Annotated in this window: 21 protein-coding genes and 1 pseudogene; 16 read left to right on the top strand and 6 right to left on the bottom strand. The window is 36.2% G+C overall.

What is annotated here, in order from left to right:
• On the top strand, positions 1-336 hold a 336-nt coding region (locus F6K54_RS05020; protein ID WP_293075243.1), incomplete at its 5' end, for a PEP-CTERM sorting domain-containing protein.
• Positions 337-827: 491 nt separating this feature from the next.
• Here F6K54_RS05020 and F6K54_RS05025 read toward each other — a convergent pair.
• Positions 828-1,859, bottom strand: a complete 1,032-nt coding sequence (locus F6K54_RS05025) for a pentapeptide repeat-containing protein (RefSeq protein ID WP_293075245.1) — start codon at positions 1,857-1,859, stop codon at positions 828-830.
• 307 nt (positions 1,860-2,166) lie between these two features.
• Between F6K54_RS05025 and F6K54_RS05030 the strand changes: the two genes are divergently transcribed.
• The 9 genes from F6K54_RS05030 to F6K54_RS05065 all read left to right on the top strand — a co-directional run bounded on the left by F6K54_RS05030 (position 2,167) and on the right by F6K54_RS05065 (position 9,113).
• Entirely contained in the window at positions 2,167-2,406 is a 240-nt protein-coding gene (locus F6K54_RS05030) for a DUF2283 domain-containing protein (protein WP_293075247.1), read from the top strand.
• Between the two features lie 326 nt (positions 2,407-2,732).
• Positions 2,733-3,917, top strand: coding sequence for an exodeoxyribonuclease VII large subunit (gene xseA, locus F6K54_RS05035; protein WP_293075249.1), 1,185 nt, complete (start codon positions 2,733-2,735; stop codon positions 3,915-3,917).
• A 4-nt stretch (positions 3,918-3,921) separates the two neighbouring features.
• Positions 3,922-4,119, top strand: coding sequence for an exodeoxyribonuclease VII small subunit (xseB, locus tag F6K54_RS05040; protein ID WP_293075251.1), 198 nt, complete (start codon positions 3,922-3,924; stop codon positions 4,117-4,119).
• 5 nt (positions 4,120-4,124) lie between these two features.
• Positions 4,125-4,256 (top strand): hypothetical protein, encoded by a 132-nt coding sequence (locus F6K54_RS05045; protein ID WP_293075253.1) that lies wholly within the window; start codon positions 4,125-4,127, stop codon positions 4,254-4,256.
• A 263-nt stretch (positions 4,257-4,519) separates the two neighbouring features.
• Entirely contained in the window at positions 4,520-7,249 is a 2,730-nt protein-coding gene (locus tag F6K54_RS05050) for a DEAD/DEAH box helicase (RefSeq protein ID WP_293075255.1), read from the top strand.
• A gap of 324 nt (positions 7,250-7,573) precedes the next feature.
• The gene (locus F6K54_RS05055; RefSeq protein WP_293075257.1) at positions 7,574-7,792 is read left to right on the top strand and encodes an element excision factor XisH family protein; all 219 of its coding nucleotides are present in this window, start codon (positions 7,574-7,576) and stop codon (positions 7,790-7,792) included.
• Between the two features lie 31 nt (positions 7,793-7,823).
• Positions 7,824-7,982, top strand: a complete 159-nt coding sequence (locus tag F6K54_RS42695; protein ID WP_366558062.1) for an element excision factor XisH family protein — start codon at positions 7,824-7,826, stop codon at positions 7,980-7,982.
• Entirely contained in the window at positions 7,970-8,311 is a 342-nt protein-coding gene (locus F6K54_RS05060) for a XisI protein (RefSeq protein ID WP_293075259.1), read from the top strand. The genes F6K54_RS42695 and F6K54_RS05060 overlap by 13 nt, the downstream gene beginning before the upstream one ends.
• Before the next feature lie 550 nt (positions 8,312-8,861).
• On the top strand, positions 8,862-9,113 hold the full coding sequence (locus F6K54_RS05065) for a hypothetical protein (protein WP_293075261.1): 252 nt from the start codon (positions 8,862-8,864) through the stop codon (positions 9,111-9,113).
• A 204-nt stretch (positions 9,114-9,317) separates the two neighbouring features.
• Here the strand turns inward: F6K54_RS05065 and F6K54_RS05070 are convergent, their stop codons facing one another.
• Positions 9,318-9,836, bottom strand: a complete 519-nt coding sequence (locus tag F6K54_RS05070) for a hypothetical protein (RefSeq protein ID WP_293075263.1) — start codon at positions 9,834-9,836, stop codon at positions 9,318-9,320.
• Between the two features lie 26 nt (positions 9,837-9,862).
• Here F6K54_RS05070 and F6K54_RS05075 point away from each other — a divergent pair, with 26 nt between their 5' ends.
• Positions 9,863-10,012 carry a hypothetical protein gene (locus F6K54_RS05075; protein ID WP_293075265.1) on the top strand — a complete coding sequence of 50 codons (150 nt, stop codon included), beginning with the start codon at positions 9,863-9,865 and terminating at the stop codon, positions 10,010-10,012.
• Between the two features lie 54 nt (positions 10,013-10,066).
• Here the strand turns inward: F6K54_RS05075 and F6K54_RS05080 are convergent, their stop codons facing one another.
• The 3 genes from F6K54_RS05080 to F6K54_RS05090 form a co-directional block, all read right to left on the bottom strand.
• Complete coding sequence (locus F6K54_RS05080; protein ID WP_293075393.1) at positions 10,067-10,960, bottom strand: alpha/beta fold hydrolase; 894 nt, start codon at positions 10,958-10,960, stop codon at positions 10,067-10,069.
• 703 nt (positions 10,961-11,663) lie between these two features.
• Positions 11,664-12,242: a thylakoid membrane photosystem I accumulation factor gene (locus tag F6K54_RS05085; RefSeq protein WP_293075267.1), complete on the bottom strand. Its 579-nt coding sequence runs from the start codon at positions 12,240-12,242 to the stop codon at positions 11,664-11,666.
• Positions 12,243-12,979: 737 nt separating this feature from the next.
• Positions 12,980-16,996, bottom strand: coding sequence for an AAA-like domain-containing protein (locus F6K54_RS05090; protein WP_293075269.1), 4,017 nt, complete (start codon positions 16,994-16,996; stop codon positions 12,980-12,982).
• An 848-nt stretch (positions 16,997-17,844) separates the two neighbouring features.
• Here F6K54_RS05090 and F6K54_RS05095 point away from each other — a divergent pair.
• The 4 genes from F6K54_RS05095 (at position 17,845) to F6K54_RS05110 (ending at position 20,166) form a co-directional block, all read left to right on the top strand.
• A complete protein-coding gene (locus tag F6K54_RS05095) occupies positions 17,845-17,967 on the top strand; it encodes an NAD(P)H-dependent oxidoreductase (RefSeq protein ID WP_293075271.1) in 123 nt (40 codons plus the stop codon).
• A 216-nt stretch (positions 17,968-18,183) separates the two neighbouring features.
• A complete protein-coding gene (locus F6K54_RS05100) occupies positions 18,184-18,423 on the top strand; it encodes a hypothetical protein (protein WP_293075273.1) in 240 nt (79 codons plus the stop codon).
• Positions 18,424-18,518: 95 nt separating this feature from the next.
• Positions 18,519-19,238, top strand: a complete 720-nt coding sequence (locus tag F6K54_RS05105; protein WP_293075275.1) for a transposase — start codon at positions 18,519-18,521, stop codon at positions 19,236-19,238.
• Between the two features lie 382 nt (positions 19,239-19,620).
• Positions 19,621-20,166, top strand: coding sequence for an NAD(P)H-dependent oxidoreductase (locus tag F6K54_RS05110; protein WP_293075277.1), 546 nt, complete (start codon positions 19,621-19,623; stop codon positions 20,164-20,166).
• 422 nt (positions 20,167-20,588) lie between these two features.
• Here F6K54_RS05110 and F6K54_RS05115 read toward each other — a convergent pair whose 3' ends face one another.
• The gene (locus F6K54_RS05115) at positions 20,589-20,927 is read right to left on the bottom strand and encodes a P-II family nitrogen regulator (RefSeq protein WP_293075395.1); all 339 of its coding nucleotides are present in this window, start codon (positions 20,925-20,927) and stop codon (positions 20,589-20,591) included.
• A gap of 277 nt (positions 20,928-21,204) precedes the next feature.
• Between F6K54_RS05115 and ilvB the strand changes: the two are divergent.
• Positions 21,205-23,043 (top strand): annotated as a pseudogene (ilvB, locus tag F6K54_RS05120) (biosynthetic-type acetolactate synthase large subunit).
• Positions 23,044-23,989: the final 946 nt, after the last annotated feature.

A 23,989-nucleotide genomic window follows, 5' to 3' on the forward strand; every position in this document is an offset into this window, starting at 1 on the left:
CCAGAACCTATCCCAGAACCAGAACCTATCCCAGCACCAGAACCTACCCCAGAACCAGAACCCACCTCAGAACCTGCCCCAGAACCTATCCTAGAACCTATTCCAGCACCTATCCCAGTACCAGAACCTATCCTAGAACCCACCTCAGAACCTGCCCCAGAACCTATCCTAGAACCTATCCCAGAACCTATCCTAGCACCAGAACCAGAACCCACCTCAGAACCTGGTACTCCTATTAAAGATGTTCCTGAACCTTCTTTAATTATTAGTTTGTTAGGAGTCGGTTTGGCTGGACTTTTTTCAAGAAAAAAATCAATAAAAAAGTTGAATAACTAATTTATTAAGATCGTAAACCTGATGTATTGAATTTGACAATTAAAGTCTTGTTGCTACTAACTCCGATTTATAATGTATGTAACATCAAATATGTTTAATTGATGATGAAAAAAGCTATCTTCTAACAAGCTATTGCCGCTACGCGGAAGTCAGAATTCAGAAGTCATAAGTATTGATTGGTAAGGCTTTTAGGATTTTGTAACCAGTTATTTCCGCCATTCTGCACTATTTAATTTCTCTATTTTCCCCATCTCCACTTCCCTACTCTTGTAACGCTTCAAAATTTCTTCAGTATTCATACCAAACCTCACATTATTAACTGCTACGATATGATAATTCCAACAGCTAGTTATATCATGTCCGGATAAGAGCGATCTGGAAAAAAACCAAAACTGTCACTTGCAGTACAAATCTTTTTATTCTCCCTACTCCCTACTCCCTACTCCCTTATTTATAACTGTTCAACCGGACATGATGTTGTTAGATAGATATTAATTTTGATTTTCTAACAGCTCTAAAAATTCATCCACAACTTTATTGGGTTCTCTGTAACATTTTTTGGAGTCAAACCGATAAATTCTTACACCATTCCGCTCAAAGTCCCTTTCTCTTTCTTGCTCTTCTACTCGTCTTTCAGGTGTATGATATAAACCATCAACTTCGAGAATTGCCCACTTAAATCCTTTGGTGGTTTTATAGCAGATTAGGAAATCTGGTTCTTTATTTTCACGCCCTTTTTTTGTAGTGAGACGGGCAGCGCTATTGGGAAAAAAAAGTAAGTTTCTTTTGTCGAGTTCTTCTGCTATTTTCACTTCTGATTGAGAACGAAAACTGAGATGTTCCCATGTGATAATATCGTCTATTTTTATACTTTTAAATCTGCCGTTATTTAATGGTAAGGAATCAAGAATAGTTCCTGTAATATTAGCATTATCTAATCTGGCTTTTGTTAAATCTGCACCAGCTAAGTTGGCATTGGTTAAATCAGCATTTGTTAAGTCTGCTTCTGTGAGGTTTGCCTCAGCTAGGTTTGCATTAGTTAAATTGGCGTTAGTTAAGTCTGCTTCTGCGAGGTTTGCACCAACTAGGTTGATTTCAGTTAAGTTGGCATTTTGGAGGTTTGATTTTGTTAGATTGGCCTTCCATAAAGAAGCGCGAGCTAGTTTGGTGTTACTTAAGTTGGCACTACTTAAATTAACGCGCACCAGATCGGCACAAAGTAACTCAGCATCACTCAAATTGGCACAACTCAACTCGGCACAATTCAACTCAGCACTACACAAGTCACCATTGCTCAAGTTGGCACAACTCAACTCGGCACAATTCAAGTTTGCCCGTACCAAGCTTGCACTACTCAAGTTTGCATCACTCAAGCTTGCAAAGAATAAGGTGGCTTCATTTAAGTTGGCACAACTCAACTCGGTATTATTCAAGTTAGCACCATACAAGTTGGCATTGCACAAGTCAGCACCACTCAAATTAACGCTCCTAAAATTTCTCTCTCCACTCTCGTAACGCTTCAAAAGTTCCTCAGCATCCATATAAATATCACATTATTAACTACTACTATATTATAATTCCAAAAGCCAAACGAATAATATTTTCATTCTTAGAGCGATCGCTCTGACAAAACTATAACGTTTGAGTAAAATAATAATGCCAACCAAAGCGTCATTTATGACTCAATACAGTTTCCTAACGGAATACTGCGTAAACAGATAAGACCAAAACCCATAAGGTATCGATCTATAGATTCATGTACTTTCCTTCTTTCTTCTTCCTTCTTCCTTCTTTCTTCTTTATCCCCAAAATCACTCAAGGAGAAGTTATATGGACTCGAAATTAACTTTTGAATATGACCGGATTGGAGATATTTTTTATATTAATAAATGCACTCCATATCCAGAACAAGAATCAACAGAAATTGACGATGGAGTTGTTGCTCGTTTCAACCCGGAAACAAATGAAATTGAAAATTTGGAAGTAATGTTTTTCTCAAAAAGACTATCGGAAAAAAACTGGTTTGAATTGCCCATTAATGCGGATTTTAGTTTGGTAGGATTATCCTAAAAAAATGTGGAATGGGCATCTTGCCCGTTCCTGATATTTTCCTCCTTTTTGCTGTCAATTAATAGCCCTTGCCTGTTTTTTACTGTCAATTAATAGCGCTCGCCTATTTGTTCAATAATCCAGTAGTAATTGTTGTTGGGTTTCCTACGTCAACCCAACCTACGCTTGTTGCACTATTCTATTCTAACGATGTGTTATGGCTACAGGAATATAAATTCTGAAAAATACTAATAATGCTTTTACACACCCTACTTAATTTTTTGACTTTTAGGATTAATTTATTGTAAGCTTTACCCACAATAACTAACCCAAACCAACTATTATCAATGACTGCAAATATTCCCGAACAGTTCATAGAAGAATCACCTCTATCAGTTGCAGGAATTACTTTTTATATCAAAGACATTTTAGAAGAAGATTACCAACTTCAACAAATATCAGTTATCGGAGAAGTCTCTAGTGCCAAGCTAAATTCAGGAAATTTATATTTCACTCTTTCTGAACCAGATAATTCTGCCTCTATTCCCTGTGCTATTTGGAGAAATACTCTCAAAAATATTCATCATCAACCTAAAAGAGGAGAACAAATAATTGTCACAGGTAGAATCAGTCTCTATCCTCCTAGAGGCGACTATAAATTAATAGTTAATACTGTCTCTCTTGCCGGGGAAGGAATACAAAATATCCGTTATTTACAACTTCGTTCCCGTCTAGAAACAGAAGGTTTATTCGATCGAGAAAATAAGCTATCGCTTCCTAAGTTTCCTCAAATAATTGCTGTAGTCACCTCGGATACTGCTGCTGCTTGGGGGGATATTCAACGGACAATTAAACAACGTTATCCTCTGGTAAAAATATTATTATCGCCAACTTTTGTACAAGGAGAGTTTGCTTCTCCTGCCATAGTTGAAGCTATAAAAAAAGTAGAATTAGACGGACGTGCGGAAGTAATAATTTTAGCTAGAGGTGGTGGAGCAGTAGAAGATTTATCCTGTTTTAATGATGAAAGAGTTGTCCGAGTTATTGCTGATTGTGGAATTCCAATTATTGCGGGTATTGGTCATCAAAGAGATGAAACTTTAGCAGATTTAGTGGCAGATTATTCGGCTCATACTCCTACTGCTGCAGCGGAAAAAGTTGTGCCAGAAAAAAATCAACTTTATGTCGAGCATTGTCAAAGAGTTGAAAGAATTATTGATGCTTTGAGAACTAAGTTTAATGAAGAAAATGCAAATTTAAAGTCTCTGAAAAATCGTTTAAAAAATATTCCTCAAACTTCCAGAACTTTAGACAAAGCAACTGTTAAATGTCAGATGTTAGGGCAAAAGTTAGCAGCACTTGACCCCAAAGCGGTTTTATCTAGAGGTTATGCAGTTGTGCAAAAAAATAATGGTAAGTTAGTAAATTCAACGGCAGATTTAACAACTGGCCAAGAATTGATAATTCAGCTAAATAGTGGTAAGGTAAAGGTTAAAATTATGGATATTTTTGAATCTGAGAGTCTGGAGTAAATAAATGGAATTTGATTATGAGGAAACTGTGGTTAATATTGAAGAGGTTATTGCTGAAATTGAATCAGGGGAGTTAACATTAGAGGAAGTCTTTGAAAAGTTTTCTCTTGCTGTGACAGACTTGCAAAAATGTGAAGTTTTTCTCACTCAAAGTCAAGAAAAAATGAATTTATTAATTGAAACTTTAGATGATGATTTTTAGGAGGAATGGCACACAAGGATTTTGCCACAGACATACGGAGATGGGGAGATGGGGAGGGGGTTATTGAGGACACGGAGACACGGAGAGGGGGAGACACGGAGAGTGGGTTATTAGAAGACACAGAGATGCGGAAATAGGGTGTCACCGTGTCACCGTGTCACCGTGTCACCGCGTCCCCGTGTCTCCGTTCTTTATTTGTCTTCTGTTCCCTGTTGCCTGTTCCCTGTTCCCTAGAACCAACAAATTTTGTACCTCACTCTTTTTGGGAATTGTTATATGATATCATGTGCGAATAATTAGTGATAAAAAAAACTTTCTTCTTCTTTCTTCCCTCCTGACTCCTGACTCCTGACTCCTGACTCCTTCATCGTTTATTTATAACTGTTCAACCGGACATGATATGACAGATAAACCGACAGACTATGCTGCTATTCTCCGAGCGGCAGAAAATCAATTACCATTACCTCCAGAATGGTTAAAAATTGGTGCGAAAATATATTCTCCCGAACATGGAATAGGTCAAATTACAGCAGTATTAGGTAAACGTTTAATTGTAGACTTTATAGAAAATCCCACCCCAGTACATTTTCCTGATTGGCAAATAGCAATTAATCAGAAAAAAATTAATCCTAGAGATAATATAAATTCTGATAATCAAAATTTAAAACAGCCAGAAAAATCCAAAATTACTTCAGCAGAAATAGCAGCTATTCCTCGACCAGTATTTCAAACAATAGCCCAAGAATTTAAAGATAAATTAGTAGGGATAGATAATACTCCACCAACTCCAGGAAAACTTTATCCTTTGCCAGAAGATTTACCAATTACTCTCAAAAGTTCTCTCATTTTACAAAATATTACAGAACTCTATGAACATCAAATTGAATCATTAAACGCCCTACGAAAAGGATTAGATATTTGTATTTTTACCCCCACAGCTTCTGGCAAAACTCTCTGTTATAACCTTGCCATTTTAGAATCATGTCTCCAACAACCTCAGACCACAGCATTATATATTTTTCCTCTCAAAGCATTAGCATTAGACCAGATGCAAAAGCTAGAAAAAATGGTCTCATATTTTCCCGAAAATGCTGTGAAAGTTGGATTAATAACAGGTGACATATCCTCAAAACAAAGGAAAAAATTATTTATTCCTAACCCACCCAATATATTAGGAGTAAGTCCAGATTTATTACACTATCAACTATATAGAATTAGAAGCAAAGATGGAGAAGGATGGCGCAAATTTTTTCAACAACTCCGCTATGTAGTTATAGATGAATCTCATACTTATAGAGGAGCTTTTGGCGCTCATTTTGCCAACCTAATGCGCAGATTAAAAATGGTAGTAGATCGAGTAGGAGGAAGTTCAGAAAAATTACAATTTATTTTTAGTTCAGCTACTATTGGCAACCCCGCAGAAATGGCAATGAGATTTAGCGATCGCTCTCATGAACCAGACAGACTTCATCTAATCTCAAAAAGTGGTGCTGATAGTGCTGGTAGAACAATTTTATTTCTGGAACCTAGCGACACTGCTAACCCCGATGCTTGTCAAATAATTCTGTCTTGGTTACGCCACGACTTAAGTGGGATAGTATTTTGTAATTCCCGGGGAGCTGTTAAAAAACTCTTGGGCATAATTAAGAGAATAGCTGATAAGAATGGTGAGAGTTATTTGGCAGACAAAGTGGCAATTTTTTATGGTTCTTTGCAGCTTAAGAGACGACAGGATATTATCCAAAAATTAGAAGCTGGGATAATAAAAGTTATTCTTTCTACTTCTGCATTAGAAGCAGGAATTGATTTACCAGGACTTGACTGTTGTTTGGTGCGTGGTTATCCAGGTAGTTTAATGTCATGGGGGCAAAGAATTGGTAGAGCAGGACGTAGAAATGCTGGGTTGGTGATGTTTTTACCAGTAGCTCAAAACCCCTTGGATAACTTTTATGGAAATCAACCAGATTTATTATTAAATGGTGAGGTGGAAAGTGCTGCTTTTAATCCAAATTATCCGACTATTTTGGGTAAACATTTAGAATGTAGTTGTGTGGAAAGTGGCGTACCTTTGAATGAAATAACAGAACGTTTTGGAGAAGTCTCTGGAGTAATTGCCGATAGCTTATTAAAACAGGAAAAAATCTATATTACTAACTCTTCTGAACTTTGGGGATATGGTTTTCCTCATCGGAATATTAATATTCGCGGTCATGCTCAAAATGATGTGGAGTTAATCAATATTGATACTGGAAAAAGTTTTGAAAAAATGCAAATGAGTCTGGCACATAAAGAAGTATTTCCAGGGGCAATTTATTTTGCCCAAAATTATGACAGTGAGTTAAATTTTTATCGTTCAGAGAATCTCGACTTAGATAAAAAACAAGCAATTTTAAAACCTTTAGGCAAAGATTGTAATTTAGAAAGCAAACCAAAAACTGAGTTAGTTATTCAAGAAATTCAGCAATTAGCAAAACCCCAAATAATTCAAACGAATATTCCACACGCTCGATTGAGATTAAGTTTAATCTGGGGAGAAATTACTTCTTTAGTAACAGGATATGATTTGTTTACTACTGAATATACGAAAAAAGGTGAAATTGTTAGAATAAATTTAGATAAAGGTAGCTTCACTCCCCCCTATCAAACTCAATATCAAGCTCCAGTTGTGAAGGTAGAGATAAATCATGTTTTTAACAATGTTATAGAGGAAAATATTAGACAAATTCAGGAGAAAATAAAACAGAAGTATAAAGACACAATTCCAGATAAGTTCAAAAAATTATGGAGTTGTAGTTCAGATTTTATTGCCTTACATAGTATGGGGCATCAACTAATGTTTGCTGTGCCTCTAGTAGTGTTAAGTTCGAGTCAGGATGTGCAATGGTTTGTGAAGGTAAAGGCAGGAGAAACTGTAGGTTATTTTTTTGATACTTGTGATGGTGGAAATGGGGCGAGCGAAGCAATTTTTAATCAATTGTTGAAGTTTGCAAGAAAGGCAACAGAATTAGCCAAAAATTGTGATTGTGAATATGGTTGTCCCCGCTGTTTAACTCAACATAGTTGTCCTCAGCAAAATCAAGGTTTATATAAAGATTTAGGGTTGTTAATTTTAGAGGCGATCGCTTTTTAGGGAGTAGGGAGTAGGGAGTAGGGGAGTAGGGAGTAGGGGAGTGGGGGAGTGGGGGAGTGGGGGAGTGGGTAGGGATGTTGTATGCAACATCCCTACAGAGAAGTAAATACTAAGAACAATTAACACTAACTAGCTAATTCATTAATGGATAATGGATAATGGATAATTGATAATTACCTCTGGTTAAAACCGCTCTTGATTGAAGATAAGGAGATATTATTTCTTTTTTTTCCCCTTAAAAGGGGGAGGCTTTAAACCAGAATTATTTAATAATTAATAATTCGGTAAAAAGCAATAGCTGTTTGCGTAGCATCCCGCAGGGAAGTGCTGAATGCTGAATACTTACAAATTAAAAGTTTTTTAAGCGCCTCAGCAATGAGAGATTTTGAAATGGCTTTAGGACAATATATTTTATATCGAAATTTAATTAATCTTACCGAAAAATTGTGGGTATGCGCCTCCCCTTTTAAGGGTATAAAAAAAGAGCATATTCCATATTTCAATTCACTTTGCTTTCCTTGCTTATACTGCGCAAACAACTAGAGGTACTGATAACTGATAACTGATAACTGAAATAACCGAACCAGAATATCAAATTTATCTAGCAATTAAAGACAGTATTTACGAAAACTTTTTTCAACGTGATTCAATTCAAGATATTACCAAAATCAATCAATTACTTTTGATTGTTGTTTATATGAAACAGGAGGAAATTTTACAATGGAAAAATTAGATAAATATCGTAATTATATTAAAAATATATTAACTGAATATCACGAATGGGTTTCAGGTTCAGCCAATTTGGACCGAGAAAGTTGTCTGGTTTTTGATGAGATACACGATCAATATTTTTGGCTATTTATGGGTTGGGAAGGGAAGAAAAAAATCAGAAATATTCAAGTTCATATTCGGATTAAAAATGAGAAGATTTATATTGAGGAAGATTGGACGGAGGCAGGAATTGCTACTGAATTATTAAGGAAAAATGTATCCAAAAAGGATATTGTTTTAGCTTTCCACGATCTAGAAACTCGTAAATTAACTGAGTTTGCTGTTGTTTAAATTACAGGGTCACATTTAGGACTGATAACTGATAGCTGATAACTGAAATGACCACGATGTTAATTCATTAATTCTTTCTGTTCTCAGTTCATCAATGATTATTTCTGTATTACCTATTGATTCAGCTTGAAAAACTAATATTCCATCTTCATAGTAGGTTTCTAATTCTGCTTTGANTGGCCCGTTCATTCCCGTTCGTTCCCGTTCGTTCCCGTTCCTGATATTTTCACCGTAGGCAGGATACCCACACCACTTACAGTAGATTGCACTTTGGTGAGGTATACCCATCGCGGGCAAGATGCCCGCACTACAAAAATTTAATTGTTAATATCTGTACTTCGTGTACTTGGAATCTGCTGTATATTCATCCCACCCCTCAGCAATACCAGAATTAAAGTTAATTTACTAAAATGATACTTAAGTATAATCGTCTCAAAACAAATTATACTTTAAGCGACAAAAGTATAATCGGCCTATTATCCATCAATGATTTTTAGAATTTTTGGTGCGAGGAATACTTTTACTTAACTTTATTCTAAAGCGAAAAAAAATGAAAATTGCTACTCAACTCACTCAAGAACAGGCGCAAAAACTTGCCTTTATCAAGGAAAAAACTAAACAAAGCACAGATGAAATTTTATTATCTGCTCTAGAGTATTACTATCAACAACTTTTGAATACTTCTGAAAACCATCTGGAAAAATTTAGAAAACTTGACTTTATTGGTTGTATTGAAGCTGAACCAAATCTTGCTGAAAACTGTGAATCAATTTTGATGCAAGAAATAGGAGAAAATGAATAATAATTATTGTGGATATAGGTTTTTGGGTGGCTTTAGCAAACAAAAATGATAATTACCATGAAGCGACAAAAAAAAGTTTCAGTGTTCTGAAAAAGTAGATGTTAGTTCAAACTTAAAATCATGCCATTTTTGGTTAAAATACTTGTTATTGAAATGGATAAATCAAAGGTTGATTTGGCATATATGGTTAGTTTTGTAGAAATATCAATTTATTTCCACTGGTAAATATAAGTCATCACCAGGTAGCCTTCTATTCTTAATCTCTTCTCTATTTTCTCCTAAAACTTCTTCATAGTTTCCAGCGAAAATTTTATTGTAGTCAGATTCTGTTCGTTGAACTTTAAATGCTGAATCTGCACGACGTTCGACAGATTCCCTCATGCACGCCTGAACAATTGCATCAGCTTTCTTATTCCTATTTTTACTCCGATAGTGCCAGTATGAAGTGGCAAGAGGAACTGGAATTGATATAATTATTACTTCGTCTCCTTCAACCCGAACCTTATCAAAACTGTTCAAATTACTACCCTTAAAATCTAAGGCAAATTCGGATTTTCCTTTAATAAAACGTTCTAGATCTCTGTTTTTTTCATCTATAGCACTTGTTACTGATTCTATATGTAAATGGTACTTTCCATCATTAGTCTGATACACATCTAGAGGTATTTCACCTAAATAAATAGTGGCTTTAACAGCTTTAGTGAAATTAGATTTATTTTCCATATATCCTTTATCAATGAATTACAATTATGCTTGTATATCAAGCAGGTAGTTATATTATCATAATTGGTCTTTGTCAAAAAAACAATCCTATTATCATCTATTTTTTAATCATTTCTAGTCTTTCTTACTTTATTGGTTGTATTAAAGCTAAACCTAATATTACTGAAAAATATTAATTAGTATTTGATAAAAAGCAATAGTTAATCAAGAATAATTATTTAATAAATCTATCATTCATTATCTCTAATAAAATCCAGAATATAATTAGCAGTAACCTGAGATTTTTCCAAGTGAGGAACATGACCGCAATTAGGAATCCAAATCAGTTGAGAATTAGCGATCGCTTCCTCTAATTTACCAGCATCACCAGTACCTAAAATCCGGTCATTTTCTCCCCACAAAATTAATGTTTGCTGTTGCAGAGAAGGCAATTTATTTTTGAAATTACCATATCCACCACTTTTAGTAAAAGAAATTAAAGCTTGATTCCAACCAGGCATTTCTAGATGTAATCTGGCACAAATATTAGCATCTAAAGTTGCAAAACTTTTATCAAAATAAGCACTACGACTAATACTTGCTCGAACCTGGGGGCGACGCAAAAATTCTGTGGCGAAATAGTCAAGTGGAGGAAAAATAAACTTACTAATAATTGGATTATTTTGCATTCCAGCACTATCAATTAATACCAATTTTTTCACAACTTCTGGATAAGTCAGAGTAAAATCAATAGCAACAGCACCACCCATAGAAGCACCTACTAAAATAACAGGTTGGTTAATCAAACTTTTCCAAAAATAATAAAGATGAGTAGCGATCGCCTGTGGATTAATTTTTAAATTGGGTAATCTATCTGTAAAACCAAATCCTAATAAATCAACAGCAAAAGTTTGATTTTGAGCAGCAAGTAATGGCAAAAGGCGACGATATTCAAAAATAGAACTATCAAAACCATGGAGTAATAAAAACGGGGTATTACCTTCACCTTGAGAGACAAAACTTGTATTAATTGCTTGAGAAGTCAGAGGAGTAGAAATTGACTGATACTGAATATTTTGAGCAAAAGAAATAGACGTAGGTTCAGTCAGACTTTCAGTTAATTTTGGTAAAAAATCAGGATACATTGGCATTAAAAAATTAATAATTAATAATTAATAATTAACAATTACCTCTTCTTGAAAAGAGAGGCTTTAAACCTTAATTATTCGGTAAAGGAGGGAAAGCAAGGTTAAATATTAGCAAACAGAAGGATATAGTGTATATTAGCTACAAATATTAACAATTAAATGTTTGTAGTGCGGGCATCTTGCCCGCAATAGTATCTTGCCCGCAATAGTATCTTGCTCGCGATAGTATAGCGCTGTGCGCGGGCAACAGCTCCGGAAAGCAACAACTCATCTGGGGGAATAAAAGGCTGATAATATAAGACTTTTAGCTGTTGGACATCTCCTGTAATTTGTAAATATGCCAGCGCACATTGCTATATCTTGCCCGCGATAGTATCTTGCCCGCGATGGGTGTACTTCATAAAAGTGGAATTTGCTGTATCAGGACTTATCCATGAAGTACGAAAGACTAGGATTTGAGATTGCTTCCCTATCGATCGCAATGACACAAATATGTTAAAGGCAATGAATTGCAGCACTTTTGAAGATAGTGAGGTACAATTACAAAACTTATTTATTCCTATATTTCCTGTTGCCTGTTGCCTGTTGCCTGTTGCCTAGAGAAATAAAACTTTGTACCTCATCCACTAGAAAACTGCTGTAATAGCTGATAGCTGACCGCTGACCGCTGTTTGCGCAGCATTCCGGAGGAAATGCTTATCTAATTACTCAATTCAACATTTACCTCATTAACCATTCTACGTTTAAGTTCAACAGACTCAGAGCGAGGTAATAAATCAAAAACTTCTCGAAAAGCATCATCTACTTTTTCAAAAGCAACTTGACCTTTAGCATTTAAAACAACTTTTCCTTCTTGATCAATTAAAACAGTTTGAGGTACAAATCCCTCATAATAATAAGCTGATTTTGTAGAATCATCAGTAATAGGAGTAATAATAGCATCCACATTAACAGGAATAAAACTAGCAGCACGACCATAGAATGCTTGAAGTTGAGAAACTACAGTCGAAAATTGTTTACAATCTTTACTATCATCTAGAAAAAAGACTAATAGAGCAGGTTTAGAACCTTTGAGAGATTCTTTTAATGTTACTCTAGCAGGAACAAGAGAACCATTACCTGCATAAAGGGCAAAAATATTACCATCAAATCTATCATCATTTAGACTTGCTAAAGCAGTAGGTGTAGCTATTAGTAGTAATAAAAATATTGCTAATAAAAAACTCAATAAAGTAGAGAGAATTTTTTGCCATGAAAATTGTTGTATTGGATTTAGCATAATTTAAAAAGGTTGTAGATTTTAAGTTCAATTAATAAGGAGTGACGCACTGACAATAACTAGGCTTTGCTGAAAAAGTCTTTTTTAATGAGTAGGGGAGCGGGGGAGTAGGGGAGTAGGGAAGAATTCTTTTGCCCAACTATGCGCTAAAAATGCTAACTTTTTGAGCATGAAGAGCTGAAAACCATGTACTTTTTTAATACCTAAAACTGCTAAAACCTTTTATCTGGTAATTATTTAAGATTTAATCAGCAAGCTCTAACTAAACAATATGACAATAATACATATAGGGTTTCGGTGCCTTACGCTAACGCTAACACACCCTACTGTCGTGTCAAGCTGAAAATGGTGTATTAAACTTTTGAGTATAATTCTTGCTCTGACTAAGGTTTGGAGAATTTTCCTAAAACACTATTTCAAGCTTGACGCGCTACTACTAGACCGACACAGCTACAATGGTGCATTAGATTCCATTCAAAAGTCAAAAGTCATGCATTCAAAAGTAAGAATTTTCAAGTTAAAAGCTAATGCACAGTTTTAGCTGTGCCAGTCTACTACTGGATTGTTTCACCTAAAATAGTGCATTAGCTTTTTTCGTCACCCCATCCCCCCATCACCCCATTTTCTAATGCAACATTTAAGATGAAACAGTCCAGTAGAGTCTGTGCGTAAGTCCTGAATTTATTAAGAAGAGGTAATTCTAAATTCTAAATTCTAAATTCTAAATTCTAAATTCTTTAATTATCGCAAATTTCTAAATCTTCCTTCACCTTTGGATGAGTAATAAAATAATCTTGAAGCCAATCACAAGAACCTTTCAACAAATCATTTAATCCTTTCACACGCCACAACTGTAAATCATTATCCACCAAAGTTGCCACATATTTACCATCCACACTTAAAGCCTTAGCATTTTCAAATTGAGCTAATTGACGTCCAGTAATATCCCAAATTCTTACCATTCCATCTTTGCCCATACTAGCCACCTGCTCCCCATCAGCACTAAAAGTCAAATTATTCACACTATTTATGTTGCCCTTCAGATCCGCAATTTGATTGCCCGAAAAATCCCAAATTTTCACTACCCCATTGCTATCTCCCGTCACTATATACTTTCCAGATGAACTAAAAGCCATACTCTCGATCCAACTAGAAAGAATTTTCAATTCTGACACAAGCTGAAAAGAACTATCCCAGATTTTAGCAATACCATCCTCTCCAGCAGTACCAATATATTGCCCATCTGGACTAAAAACCACATCCAACACCCGACCATTATGTCCTTTTAACTCAGCCAACTGTTGACCAGAATTATTCCAGATGCGGGCAACACCATCTTCTCCCACCGTTGCTAAACGTTGTCCATCAGGACTAAAACCAATTTGCTTTGCTCTCCCCTTTTTACCTTTTAGCTCTATCAACTCTTCTCCTGAAATCTTCCAAATTCTCCCCTGACCACTATCTCCCGCAGTAGCTAGACGTTGAGCATCAGGACTAAAACTCATATCCCCAAACATTCCCAGATATCCATTGAATTGAGCTAAAGGTTTTCCCGAAATATCCCAAATACGGGCAGTACCATCAACTGCTGCTGTTGCTAACTTCTGACTATTAGAACTAAAACTTACTGACCCAAAAATATCGGAGTTTCCCTGGAGTGTTGCCTCGTGATTACCTTCTAGTTCCCAAGTTCTGCCAGTACCATCCTCTCCTAAAGTTAATAATACTTGTCCATCAGCGCTAAAGTTAACCTCCCAAACCCTGCCTTGATGTCCTCTGAGATTGGTTAACAAATTACCATTATTGTTCCAAATTTTCACACTACCATCACTACCCGCTGTAGCTAAACGTTCACCATCTGGACTAAAACTAACACTGGTGACAATTCCTTGATGTCCGGGAAGTTTTGATAATACTTGGCCTGAAGTATCCCATATCAAGGCTGTTCCATCCTCTCCTGCTGTAGCCAAACTATTGCCATCCGGACTAAAGCTAACATTCCAAACCCCGCCTTCACCTCCCTTAAGTTTGGTTAGTAGTTTACCGGAACTACGTCGCCAAATTCTAATTGTGCCATCCCATCCAGCAGTGGCTAAACGTTGACTATCTGGACTAAATATTACTTTTTCAACGCTACCTTTATGTCCCCTGAGTCTAGCCAACTGTCTCCCGGCTCGATTCCAAATTCTCGCAGTCCCATCCCATCCAGCAGTAGCTATATATCTACCATCAGGACTAAATGTGACATCTAAGATTCGACCTTTATGTTTTTTGAGAGTCGCTATTTTCTTGCCTGATATATTCCAAATTCTCGCAGTGCCATCTTCTCCTGCTGTAGCTATATATTTACCATCAGAACTGAAAGTAATTTGCCAAATTTGACCTTCATGGCCTTTTAGTTCTACTTGCTGCTTACCCTGAAAATCCCAGATTCTAACTGTACTATCATCTCCTGCTGTAGCTAAAATTTCTCCTTGTGGTGAAAATTTAACGTGAGAAACTTTGCCCTGATGTCCTCTTAATTGAGCTACGGACTGACCTGAGTATTTGAGGATTCTGGCTGTACCATCATTATTAACTGTGGCGAGTAGTTGGCCATCAGGACTCATGGTAATTTTTTTGACGTTGGGAATTTGATTTTTCTCGTGAATATTATTGAGGATTTGTTGCAGGGCAAATATGGGACTTGTAGCTGGATAATATTGAAGTGGGCGATCGCCTCCAACTAATTCTTTTAGTTCTTTTCCAGCTTGCATTGCTGATAGTAATGCTTCTATTTCTGCAATTTCAAATTTTCTTAAAGCACTAATTCCTTTATGTTCTAGTTTTGTACCTTCTTGTGCTTCTTGAAGTTCATACTGTGCTTTTTCTAGTTGATATTCTGCTCTTTGAAGTTGATTTTGTGTATCTTTAAAAAGTTTACTTGCCCAAGTAACTACTGTCATTGCTGTTATTGATACTATAACTAAACCTGCCACTCCTAGTTTCAGTTGATTCTGCTGATTTGAAGATGTTTTTACTTTTTTCCGAATTACCTGTTTTTTCTGAACTTTATTCTGATTTTTTTGTGCTGGTTTATCTGCTTGTTTCTGTTGTGACTGAAGCTGAATATTATTGGAATTATTCTGAATTTTATGTGCTGTTATTTCCCCTAATTCTTGTTGTTGCTGAACCTGAATTTCATTTGGATTATTATTTTTATTATCTTTTTCTTTTGGGTTTAATACCCCGCCGTCTACAGGGTGTTTAAAATTGGATAGGGACTCAAATCCCAACAACTTTTTCTTCCTTCCTTCTTCCTTCTTCCTTCTTCCTTCTCCAATGTGATTCTGATTTTTTTGTGCTGTTATTTCCCCTAATTCATGTTGTTGCTGAACCTGAATTTCATTTGGATTATTATTTTTATTATCTTTTTCTTTTGGGTTTAATATCCCACCATCTACAGGGTATTGATAATTAGTTGGGGTTTGAGTCCCCATCCACTTTTTATTCCTTCCTTCTTCCTTCTTCCTTCTTCCTTCTTCATTAGAAAAATCAGGTATCATTAGAGGCATTTTTTCCTGGTCATTTAATTCTAATATTTGAGGATTAGTTTGAGGAGCAAAATTAGTTACTGTTGGTAAATATTGTTGTACCCATTCCTGATTAAAAATTTCTGCATATATCGGACTGTATACTTCTAAAAAACCATGATTTATTTTCGCTACACCAGACCTCAATAATTCTTTAATTTCCCATTTATTATTAGCGATCGCATCATTTTTAAATTTTTGATTATCTTGACCAGGCGGTCTTAATCTACCATGTTTTAATATTTGTTGATATATTTCTAAATGACTTATAGATTTCTGTATATTCTTCAGCAAAAGATTTTGTATTTTATTGAAATGAATCGGGTAGTCTTGTGAATCCCAGTTTTCTATAATACAAATTTCCACTAAATCTTCAACTAAAGCTATCTCATTATAATTTTCCTCTCCTCTTCTTTCTCCCAGATAGTTAATCGCTATTTGACAAAGTTTTTGTGTCAAAAATGGTTGTCCGCCTGACCAATATAATATTTTTTCTATAACTTGTAGTGGCTGTTTAACTATGCCTTTAAATGGTTGTGCTAAATGAGTTACTTCTTCTTTTTTGAAACTATTAAGTTCAATATATCTACATCTATCTATTAAATTATCGGGTATAGTTGTTCCTAACAAAGCAAATGTTAAACGTTTAAATTTTGGATTATTTGTTCTTTGCTCAAGACAATAATCAATTAATACTCCTAAACTACTAAAGCCTGAATTAACAACACTCTCATCATTAACTTCATCTATAAAAATTACTATCTTCTCCTTTTGAGTATTAACTAGCAACACCTCTTCAATAAAAGTAAATAATCTTTCATCCGCAGGCAGGTCTGCCATTTCTTCCCACCATAATTCAGGGAAATGTCGAGGAAATAAAAAAGTCTTCTCTAAAGTTAAAATTATTTGCTCATACCATTCTTCTAGAGTCAAAAGTTTATTGTTGACTCTAGTCATATCGAAGTCAATACAGATAATATTTTCTGCTTGCAACAGTTGTATTGTTCTAATTTTTAAACTTGATTTTCCCGTTTTTGGAGAACTTAATACATAACAATATTCACCTGCTTTCAAAGCATTAAATAACTCTTTATCTGCCGAGCGTCTAACATAAGTGGGATGATCTGATGCTAAATAATTACCTACTTGATAACTATATTTTTGATTCTTCTGTATTTTCATATTTATCAAAATAATATGGGTCTAAAACCCCGCCTTGATTGGCGAAATATTTTTGGAGAGTTGCTCAAATCCCCGTTACAAAAATAACTTCTGTATGTCGCCAATCCGGCGGCTCCCCTATCTGACTTCTGAGTTCGTTAACTTGACTATTCTAACTCTAGCAACTGTATCAAAATAAAGCTTTCAATTCAAATTAATTCAAAGTTCCACCTTTATTATTTTATTCAGTTTTGAAAAATGAATGCTTATAGAAATAAACATTTGGAGAACAAATTTTTCCCTAGTTTATCCTTAATTAATTATACTTATGATATGTTTTGAAGGAATATTTATATTTTCTTTGCTTTTACCCTGTAGTTCGCTCCAAAAACTCCAGTCATTTCAGTTATCAGTTATCAGTTATCAGTACCTCTAGCTGTTTGCGCAGCATGACCTAGGAAAGCAGGAGACTTGAAATAAGGAATACCTGGCATGGGAGCAAGATGCTCCCACTGTTCTCATAATAAACAAAAAACATTACAAATCACTATATCTGGCTGATTACTAAAAGTATCAAAGCTACTTTCAATAATAGACATCTCCACCAAATGAGGGAGTAGGGAGCAGGGAGTAGGGAGTAGGGAGAAAGAATTGACAATTTATGTGCCAGAATTGATTTGATTTTTTATTATTGGAGATGTCTAATGGATAATTGATAATTACCTCTCCCTAAAAATAAGAGGATTGAATAAAAGGACAATATTTTCTTGTTTCTCCTTTAAAGGAAAGGATTTTTACCTTAATTATTCGGTAAATTAACTAAAGAGCTAATAATTTTCAAAATATTCTCAGGATAGAAAAACCAAAATATGAAAGTATTAATTGTGTATTGGCATCCCGAACCCCAGAGTTTTAATGGTGCAATGTTTCGTCAAGCTTGTGAAACTCTACTAGATTTAGGATCGGGAGGTAAAAACTTCAGATTTGCCTAAATAACACGGGAGCATGAAAGCCATCGTCTTTTAAGCAATGGATGAAAGGCGAGGAGTCGGATTTTAATCCGATGTATTTTATTTGACCAAAAAGCCACATTGAAGGCCCCCGTGTTTGAACCGATGGATGAAAACAACCGAGTCGTTTAGACTAGACAACGAAAGTTGTATTGTGCTATTATTACTCAGGGGTAAGCCATCCAACCCTCGTTTCAAATGTACTCTTGCCAGCAAGTTTTAGTAGGTAAAAATCCTGAATTAATTGCTATCTTAACATTCTTATGTGAACAGTCTCACAAGCTCACTAACATGGGAATATATTATGGCAGACAATTATATTTTAAGTCTCAAAAAACTCTGGGTAAGTATGACTTAGAAAAGGTCTACAAAAAGAACAATCACTATAAAGTTTTACATTCGCTCTTCAGCACAACAAATATTGAGAACTGTAGCTGAATCATTTCGCTCTTCAGGGTGGTCTAATTAAAGCTTATAGTGAAGGTAAAATCACAAACAGACCAAAGATTCCTAACTACAGAAAAAAAGGGGGAATGGCTACAGTTAGTTACCCGGCTCAAGCATTAAAACTTAAAGATAATCAAATTAGAGTACCACTAGGCAATACCTGTAAACGCTGGTTTGGAATAGATAGCTTTTTAATACCAATGCCTAGTAATCTAGAATTTTCTACTCTCAAAGAACTAAGGCTATTACCGAGAAATAGATGTTTTTATTGGGAATTTATCTATGAAAAAGAAATAGTAGTTAAACCTCAATTAAATCAAGAAAATGTATTAGGAATAGACCATGGTGTAAATAATTGGTTGACCTGTGTATCCAATGTAAATACAAGCTTAATTGTAGATGGGAAACACCCACCCCTTTGGTTCCCCTCCCGGGAGGGGATAGGGGTGGGTTGGTACAACAAACAAGTATCAACTATCAAAGAAAATAAACCGACTGGATTTTGGTCAAATAAACTAGCTGCAATTACAGAAAAGCGTAACCGCCAAATCCGTGACGGTATTAATAAAGCAGCCAGAATAGTAATTAATCATTGTTTAGTTTGGCAGATCGGTACAATTGTATTTGGTTGGAATAAAGGTCAGAAAAATGAAATCAAATTAGGAAAGAAAAGTAATTCAGAATTTGTACCAATTCCTACAGCTAGACTGAAAGAAAGAATAGCTCAGTTGTGCAATGAATATGGAATAATATTGATAGAAACAGAAAGATTGTTATACAAGTATTGCTTCATTTTTAGATGGTGACGATCTGCCTATTTATGGTGAGAAACCCAATGATTGGAAACCATCACCGAAAAGAATAAAGCGATGCAGCGCGGTCTTGGGGGTTTCCCCCATGAGCGACTGCATCAAGACAGCGTGGTTTGTATAAAGCACGTAATAATTGGTTAATTAATGCAGACTGTAATGGGGCGGCAAATATAATCACAAAAGTAAGCCGCAAAGCAGTAGGGGCGATTCGCGAATCGCCCCTACTTAAGCCGACTGTGTAGGGGCACTTTGACTTGTCCCCAGAGAGTATATCTTTGGTCAGCTAAGAAAAAACGGAGCAACATGGATTTATCGGTGTTGCGTAGTATCAACTTAGAATCCCCTCGGCAATAGCTGCGGGGAGTAGTCAAATGAAATGAATTTCAATCCTGTTTCCAGCAGACAAAATTTTAAAACTGTCAAAAACCAAAATTATCTCAAACTACAACTTGAAGAAAAATATGCCACTGAAATGAATAGTTTTGCCGAAGATATAGACTCAGAAATAGAGAAAATTGAGTGGTGTGACCTAATGATTTGGCAATTTCCGTTGTGGTGGTTTGGTTTACCCGCAGTTTTCAAAGGTTGGGTTGACCGTGTTTTTGCTATGGGACGCGTTTATGGCGGCGGTCAAATATATGAAACAGGAGTTTTTCGAGGAAAGCGGGCGTTATTGTCGTTGACCACAGGTGGTGCAGAAGATATATATATTAAGGGAGGTTTCAACGGCGATATTAATGGAATTTTACGCCCTATTCATAGAGGAATGTTGCAGTTTGTTGGTTTTGATGTATTGGCACCAGAAATTGTATATGCACCTGTTCGGATGACCGATGAGCAGAGAGTGAAAATATTGGAAAATTATGCTGCTCGTCTGAAAGAAATAAGTAAAGAATCTGCCATTGATGTTGGTATTTATTAATATACCGTAGGTTGGATTAAGCGGCAGTAACACTCAACAAAAAAACTACATTTGTTTAAGCTACATTCCCTCAATTCAACCTACGAATATAACTCAAATAAATATTTTTAAAGATTAGAGGTAGGGATAGGTTTTTAGGTATAAAAAAGTTTTGACACTTCAATTATTAGACCTCTTAAGCAAATTTAAAATCAAATAAATGACAATACAAAAATCATAAATTTTTCTTTGCCAGAAATCTTAAAGTAACTTCTAACTACCTATCACCTAACACGAAAAAACCTATCTCTAAAACTCGTGCAGGATGGCAGAAATAACTAACCAGTTACAAAATCCTCAAAGTCTTACCAATCAATACTTTTGACTTTTGACTTTTGACTTTTGACTTTTGACTTTTGAATTTTGAATTCCGCGTAGCGACGCTAGATTGCTTCCATATTACTTTCCCCAGTCCTAATTCTCACAATTCTATCTACTGGAGCAATGAAAATCTTACCGTCACCAATCTCACCAGTACGGGAGGCAGAAATAATTTTGTCAACAACCATATCCACCTGGTCATCTTCAACTACAATTTCAACCTTGAGCTTCTGTAAAAACTCAACCGTATACTCAGAACCACGATACCTTTCAGTTTGACCCTTCTGACGCCCAAAACCTCTGACTTCAGAAACAGTCATACCCACGATACCAGCATTAACGAGAGCAATTTTTACCTCGTCCAGCTTAAAAGGCCGAATAATAGCTTCTACTTTTTTCAAGTTACTCACTCCTTACACTTAAATTTTTAGTTTACTCGTTATATCAGGATACATCTTTATCGTCGCCAAGTGGGCCTTATTTGTGAATAAAAATACATTCACTCAGCAGTTTTTTGAGTAGCCTTCTAAAATCTCAAAAATACCGAAAAAATTACTCTTGTTAGAAAATCTTAAAGTTTTGTATAAATTATGTAAAAAAAGACTTTCTATTGCGTCTCATTTTTGATTAAAATTATACTTTTAACCATACATAATAGTATCTAGAGAGGAATTACCTGTGCAACTACAGACTAAAGTTACCCTAAAACGAGCAACGGGTGCTTTTGCACTAATGGATAGTCTCAAGCGCCATGGAGTCAAACACATATTTGGGTATCCAGGGGGTGCTATATTACCAATCTATGACGAACTCTACCGTTCAGAAGCAGCAGGAGACCTAGAGCATATTCTAGTCAGACACGAACAAGGAGCTGCTCATGCCGCCGATGGATATGCCCGTGCCACTGGTAAAGTAGGTGTATGCTTTGCCACATCAGGTCCCGGAGCCACAAATTTAGTAACAGGCATAGCCACTGCTCACATGGACTCAATTCCCATGGTAGTAATTACAGGCCAAGTAGGCAGAAAAATGATTGGTACTGACGCCTTCCAAGAAACTGACATTTATGGCATTACTCTACCAATTGTTAAGCATTCTTATGTTGTCCGAGACCCAAGGGATATGGCCGGAATTATTGCTGAGGCATTCCATATTGCCAGTACAGGTCGTCCAGGCCCAGTCTTGATTGACATACCCAAAGATGTAGGTTTGGAAGAATTTGACTATGAACCCGTGGAACCAGGTTCCATCAAACTAACTGGATATCGTCCGACTGTCAAAGGCAACCCTCGCCAAATTAACCAGGCAGTAAACTTGATGCTAGAGGCACGCCGTCCTTTATTATATATAGGTGGTGGTGCAGTATCCGCAGATGCTCATGCAGAAATTCAAGAATTAGCAGAACATTTTAATATTCCTGCAACTACTACTTTGATGGGTAAAGGTGCTTTTAACGAACATCACCCCCTATCAGTAGGAATGTTAGGAATGCATGGCACTGCCTATGCTAATTTTGCGGTGAGTGAGTGTGACTTATTAATTGCTGTTGGTTCCCGTTTTGATGACCGGGTAACTGGAAAATTGGACGAATTTGCTTGTCATGCTAAAGTAATTCATATTGATATTGACCCTGCAGAAGTGGGTAAAAACCGGACTCCTGATGTTCCAATTGTGGGAGATGTACGCCAAGTTTTGATTGACTTGCTGCGTCGTTGCCGAGAAATAGGAGATTTAGCTAATTCCGATCAAACTCAGCCTTGGTTGGAAAAGATTAATCGCTGGAAACAAGATTATCCTTTAGTTGCCCCCCAACATTTAGATAGTATTTCACCTCAAGAGGTAATTAACGAAATCGGCAAAATGGCTCCAGATGCTTACTATACAACTGATGTTGGTCAGCATCAAATGTGGGCTGCTCAATTTCTGAAAAATGGACCTCGGCAATGGATCTCTAGTGCCGGTTTAGGGACTATGGGTTATGGCATACCTGCTGCTATGGGAGCGAAGGTGGCACTGCCAAACCGCGAGGTAATTTGTATTGCTGGTGATGCGAGTGTTCAAATGAATATTCAGGAGTTGGGGACTCTGGCACAGTATGGCATTAATGTTAAAACTGTGATTATTAATAATGGCTGGCAGGGTATGGTGCGTCAATGGCAAGAGGCGTTTTTTGGCGAGCGCTATTCTTCTTCTAATATGGAGGTGGGAATGCCTGATTTTGTGATGTTGGCTCAGGCTTATGGAATTAAAGGTATGATGATTTCTAGTCGGGAGGAGCTTAAAGAGGCGATCGCTCAAATGTTGGCTCACGATGGACCTGTGTTGATGGATGCTCGTGTGACTAAGGATGAGAATTGTTATCCAATGATAGCGCCTGGTAAGAATAATGCTCAAATGGTTGGTTTACCTATTCGTAAATAACTTGAACAAGCTGTGGAGTTCATTACCTGTAGTAATTGTGGGGCGCAAAATACTGTTTCTCATAATTTCTGTTCTGAATGTGGCACTAAATTGTAATTGAGAAGGAAGAAGGAAGAAGGAAGAAGGAAAAGGGAAGAAGGAAGAAGGAAAAATATTGCTTTGTCTAACAAGGCTTACGCAGAACCGCCATATCTAGTAGGGGCGAATAACATTTGCTAAGGCAAAGCTGCGCTAACGCCCCCTACAGATGGCTTTCAGCAGATTTTTTTTTGAGATGCTCTGGTTTACCTTTGAGTAGCATCTCGTTCCAAAAGTATTCCGGAACAGAAAAATCTCCCGACCAATTCTTCCTACTTTCTGTGTTAAGCCAAATTTTTCAGCAGTTTTTTTTTGAGATGCTCTGGTTTACCTTTGAGTAGCATCTCGTTCCAAAAGTATTCCGGAACAGAAAAATCTCTCGAACAATTCTTCCTACTTTCTGTGTTAAGCCAAATTTTTCAGCAGATTTTTTTTGAGGCACTCTGGTTTACCTTTGAGTAACATCTCGTTCTAAAAGTATTCCGGAACAGAAAAATCTCTCGAACAATTATTCCTACTTTCTCTATCTTCCCAAATTTTTTTTGAGGCACTCTGGTTTGCCTTTGAGTAACATCTCGTTCCAAAAGTATTCCGGAACAGAAAAGTCTGCCGACCAATTCTTCCTACTTTCTGTGTTAAGCCAAATTTTTCAGCAGTTTTTTTTTGAGATGCTCTGGTTTACCTTTGAGTAGCATCTCGTTCCAAAAGTATTCCGGAACAGAAAAATCTCTCGAACAATTCTTCCTACTTTCTGTGTTAAGCCAAATTTTTCAGCAGATTTTTTTTGAGGCACTCTGGTTTACCTTTGAGTAACATCTCGTTCTAAAAGTATTCCGGAACAGAAAAATCTCTCGAACAATTATTCCTACTTTCTCTATCTTCCCAAATTTTTTTTGAGGCACTCTGGTTTGCCTTTGAGTAACATCTCGTTCCAAAAGTATTCCGGAACAGAAAAGTCTGCCGA

Origin of the sequence: Okeania sp. SIO3B5, assembly GCF_010692555.1 — a bacterium.
In the GTDB taxonomy this organism is placed as follows: Bacteria; Cyanobacteriota; Cyanobacteriia; order Cyanobacteriales; family Microcoleaceae; genus Okeania.

Bases quoted from the DNA above. Each gene is read 5' to 3' on its own strand.
- F6K54_RS05030 (WP_293075247.1), top strand. From the start codon at position 2,167: ATGGACTCGAAATTAACTTTTGAATATGACCGGATTGGAGATATTTTT.
- xseA (WP_293075249.1), top strand. From the start codon at position 2,733: ATGACTGCAAATATTCCCGAACAGTTCATAGAAGAATCACCTCTATCA.
- xseB (WP_293075251.1), top strand. From the start codon at position 3,922: ATGGAATTTGATTATGAGGAAACTGTGGTTAATATTGAAGAGGTTATT.
- F6K54_RS05045 (WP_293075253.1), top strand. From the start codon at position 4,125: ATGGCACACAAGGATTTTGCCACAGACATACGGAGATGGGGAGATGGG.
- F6K54_RS05050 (WP_293075255.1), top strand. From the start codon at position 4,520: ATGACAGATAAACCGACAGACTATGCTGCTATTCTCCGAGCGGCAGAA.
- F6K54_RS05060 (WP_293075259.1), top strand. From the start codon at position 7,970: ATGGAAAAATTAGATAAATATCGTAATTATATTAAAAATATATTAACT.
- F6K54_RS05065 (WP_293075261.1), top strand. From the start codon at position 8,862: ATGAAAATTGCTACTCAACTCACTCAAGAACAGGCGCAAAAACTTGCC.
- F6K54_RS05070 (WP_293075263.1), bottom strand. From the start codon at position 9,836: ATGGAAAATAAATCTAATTTCACTAAAGCTGTTAAAGCCACTATTTAT.
- F6K54_RS05075 (WP_293075265.1), top strand. From the start codon at position 9,863: ATGCTTGTATATCAAGCAGGTAGTTATATTATCATAATTGGTCTTTGT.
- F6K54_RS05080 (WP_293075393.1), bottom strand. From the start codon at position 10,960: ATGTATCCTGATTTTTTACCAAAATTAACTGAAAGTCTGACTGAACCT.
- F6K54_RS05085 (WP_293075267.1), bottom strand. From the start codon at position 12,242: ATGCTAAATCCAATACAACAATTTTCATGGCAAAAAATTCTCTCTACT.
- F6K54_RS05090 (WP_293075269.1), bottom strand. From the start codon at position 16,996: ATGAAAATACAGAAGAATCAAAAATATAGTTATCAAGTAGGTAATTAT.
- F6K54_RS05095 (WP_293075271.1), top strand. From the start codon at position 17,845: ATGAAAGTATTAATTGTGTATTGGCATCCCGAACCCCAGAGTTTTAAT.
- F6K54_RS05100 (WP_293075273.1), top strand. From the start codon at position 18,184: ATGTACTCTTGCCAGCAAGTTTTAGTAGGTAAAAATCCTGAATTAATT.
- F6K54_RS05105 (WP_293075275.1), top strand. From the start codon at position 18,519: ATGGCTACAGTTAGTTACCCGGCTCAAGCATTAAAACTTAAAGATAAT.
- F6K54_RS05110 (WP_293075277.1), top strand. From the start codon at position 19,621: ATGAATTTCAATCCTGTTTCCAGCAGACAAAATTTTAAAACTGTCAAA.